This window comes from Ferruginibacter sp. (genome assembly GCF_031430955.1).
GTDB lineage: Bacteria > Bacteroidota > Bacteroidia > Chitinophagales > Chitinophagaceae > Ferruginibacter.
The window spans coordinates 1-3877 of the sequence record NZ_JANPCM010000395.1; the positions used below are offsets into that span (position 1 = coordinate 1).

Annotated in this window: 2 protein-coding genes; both read right to left on the reverse strand. The window is 38.0% G+C overall.

The window, feature by feature from the left end:
- Positions 1-149: 149 nt before the first annotated feature.
- The gene (locus ACY65O_RS11145) at positions 150-2618 is read right to left on the reverse strand and encodes a PKD domain-containing protein (RefSeq protein WP_462220935.1); all 2469 of its coding nucleotides are present in this window, start codon (positions 2616-2618) and stop codon (positions 150-152) included.
- Positions 2619-2970: 352 nt separating this feature from the next.
- Positions 2971-3765 (reverse strand): hypothetical protein, encoded by a 795-nt coding sequence (locus ACY65O_RS11150; RefSeq protein WP_462220936.1) that lies wholly within the window; start codon positions 3763-3765, stop codon positions 2971-2973.
- Between the last annotated feature and the right edge of the window lie 112 nt (positions 3766-3877).

Consider the following 3877-nt stretch of genomic DNA (forward strand, 5'->3'; position numbering starts at 1 on the left):
AATTTTTGAGAGTTAAAAGCAGACAGCATATGGTTTACCATTTACGCCTCAATAATAAACACAAATATGCATTTGCAGGTGTAAAAAAATATCAGCAGTAAATAATAAAGATTAGCGGTAGATTAATGATGAAAATTAAAAGGAATAAATTACCGCAGCAGCACACTCGTTCCCTTCTTGTTATAAATTTTTCCATCAACACCTATGCCTTCAAACATCCATACAATAGTTTGCATTTCCTGCCTGGCGTTTTTAAAAGTACCATCCCATCCTTCTTTGGTGGTTTGTGTTTGATAAAATAGTTGTCCCCAGCGGTTGAAAATTCTAAAGTAACGCATTTGTTTTATGCCGAACATTACCGGCCGCAGCACATCATTCTTCCCATCAGCATTAGGCGAAAATGCATTGGGTACATAAACTTCTATACCCTTAACTAATTTAACCATCTGGCTGTCGGTAGTTACACAACCGCTTTTGGTAGTTATATCAACAGCATACAGTTGTTCTGTACTGCCTTTAAATACCGGATTAAAACTTCTGGCATTATCTAAATTAATGGCGGGCCTCCATAAAACTGTTTCGCCAATTTGCCGGGCATTTAAATCGAGTGGTAAATTAATTACTGCATAATCTAAAGGATAAGTGATACTCGGTTTTGGTTTTTCAACAATCAAAATATGTTTTGTGTTGTGCACAGGAAAAGGGCACTGTGCTGTACTAACCGATAAGTTGATATTATAATTTCCAGCAGCTGCGTAAGCTTGTGGTGGCGGGTTACGTAACGATGAGGTTTGGCCGTTACCAAACGTCCATAAATAAGTTATGGGGGAACCCAATGTATCAAATATAGCATTGGTAATTTTAGCCGGCAGATTAATACAGGTTGGTTCGGTACTAAATGCAGCAACTGCATTTTGATAAACAGTAACCGTAAACATTGTACTGTCGGCACAAATAGTATTACTGCTCACAATTAATTTTACATTAAATACACCAGCTGTTTTATAACTGTAAGTTATATCTCTTGTGGTAGCTTCTGTGCCATCACCAAATATCCATCTGTACTCCATGGCACCCACTGCGTTGGTGCTGTTATTTGTAAAAACAAACCGGTTACCAAAAAGACATTGATCAGGTTTATTAACAGAAAACGATGAAACAGGTATTGATGTAATAGTTATTTGTTGTGCAACCGTTTTTAATGAGCAGCCAAAGCCACCAAATAAAACAGCGTAATACGAGCCCGTTTGTGTAACCCTGTAAACGGTATCATTGGCACCGGGTATTGCAATATTATTTTTATACCATTGTACACTATCCGCAGGCGATACCACCAGCACAGCACTATCGCCGCTGCCAATACAATAATTGGGCTTGCCTGATAATTGTATTTTATCATTTACCAGTGCAGCTTTTACAAGTACCGTATCTGTTTCAAGGCAACCGCCGCCATTGCTTCTGGCAGTAACCACATATTTTGTTGTTACATTGGGTGTAGCTATGGGGTTTGCAATATCAGGATTTGATAAACCTGCTGTTGGAAACCATTGATACCGTACGCCTAACTTAGCCTGCGACCCAATTTGTACAGGCGAATGATTACAGGAAACGGTATCTCTTCCGGCATTGGCAATTACTACTAAATTATCAATTACTTCTGTATATAAAGTATCTAAACAACCGTAACCGTTATAAGGCACAAGTACCACTGCAACGGTTGTAGTTGTTGGTGGTGGAGGTGTAAATGTAAGTGATTGCTGATTGCCCAATACCTGTGAAAAATTACTGTTGTACCAGGTATAACTTTGATATCCGTAAGGTGCAATTACATTAACAGAGGAATCATCGGGACAAAAAGAAGCCCCTTCAAACCTGCCGCTGCACTCGGAGTTTACATCAATATAGGCATAACCAAAATGCCTGCGAAAAGTACAATCGGCGGTTTTAAAAAACAGGCGGATCGTTTTACCGGCATTGCCATCTAAATTTATAGAAACAGCCGACCAGTTTTTATAATAAACTGGCGTGGTACCACCCGGGTTGGATGATAATTCGAACCCAGGCAAAGGGGTACCAAAAGGAAAAAAAGCAAAAGAAGAACAGGTAATTACTTTACTGTCTGTTACGTTTGTAATTTCTATTTCCATCCGGGGTTGCTCATACTGCTGGTGATTAGGATCTTGAAAAACTACCGCATAATGATAAATTAAATTGTATTCATTTTCCCCTGCAGGAATGGTAAACTCATAAGAGATACCTTCTGCCTCGGCGCCGCCGCTTGTATTGCCTAATTTAATGGAGTGCCCGCTACCGTTAGGGCAGTTTACCGGAAAGTTTCCGTAAGGATCTAATCCATTTCCGGGAAATGAAGACATGATTTCATGGCGCCCTGATGATGGTCCGGAAGGAGTTAAAGAGATTACATTTTGCCCACCTACCGCTGCCACACCGCCGGTGTAACAGGTCCAGCCTGTAAAAGACGCCTGTTCAAAATCGATATTATAAGGACATGATTGTGCTGCAGAAGAAAGATTCGCTGAAATTAAAATGCCGGCAAACAAAATTTGCTTTGCAAAACCATACCACAGTTTACTGTAAAGGGTTTTAAAATTCAGCACATAAATAATTTGTATTCTTAAAAGTAGGAAAAAAGCTTCAATAAACCTATATACGTGTAACAATACAAATAGGATGCTTCAACCTGAAAATTTTTATTCCCTATCAAGAAACAGTTGCCCAAAATATGAATTGAGCCTGTTGCAGATTCAGTAACTGAAAAGATTTACTCAAAACAGTTACCCGGCAGGATAATTAATCAATTGTAAGCGTTTAAACATCAGAAATTAAGTAAAATGGGCCACGGTAAAAGCACAAAACTCAAGTAACAATTTTTAATGATAAGTTTTAAGTACTGATTTTATGGAATTGAATGTGATCGAATTGACCATTGACAATTCACCGTTCACCCTATTAAAAAGGTGCATTTACCAGCCTGTTATTGCCAAAACTAATGGTGGAATCTTTATAGTTTTTTGGCAGGCTTTTATTAAACCTGAAATAAATGCTGTATTTACCGCCATCATTCCGGTAATAAATAATACTGTCTTTACTAAACCTTTCATCGGGCTTTCTGCCTCTTTTTTTCTTTTCAAGTTTGCGTTCTTTATCCATATTTCTAAACGCAATTTTATAATTTGCTAATTTTATAAAACTTGCTTTGCGGCTTAAAGCTTCATCTACTAAATATACGTTGGCATCGCCGTTAATGCGTTCTACCACTTCGTGTACATGCAATACGCTGTCGTCTTCTATTCTATATTTCCAGGTATCGCTGTGTTTGGCATTTGCAAAAAAAATTTCGTCTTCGTTGTCTGTTTTTTTTCCAAAACGAAAAGTACTGAAATCGTAAGCATTTAAATATTGCCTTGGCAGATACTTTCCTTTTTTTGCATAGTAGCTCAAATATTTATCGGGTATGGTGGCAATATAAACTGCCCTGCCACTTTGTTGTGAGAATAGTAAATATTCTATCTCAATCAATTTATCTGAAGTGCTAAAAGTTTCATTATTGTTTTTTACCGATTTATCGCCGGGGTTGGCGGTGTCTAAAAAAACTTCCCGTATGTACATATGATAAGTGCTGTCTAATTTCCATTGCTGCATATCGGCAGGTACACCTTTGCGAAATACAGAACTGATGCTGTATTTTCTTGCACAGGAAAAAAATAACAGTAAGGCTAATGATATGGTAATTATTTTTTTCATTTTCAGGAACTATAAATATCAAAACTCTGAATACAGATGCTGTCAGCCTGAGCTTGTGGAAGGCGGTGCAACTTTAAAAGCCCTATACTTAAGCAAAACCCGGCTTCGACAA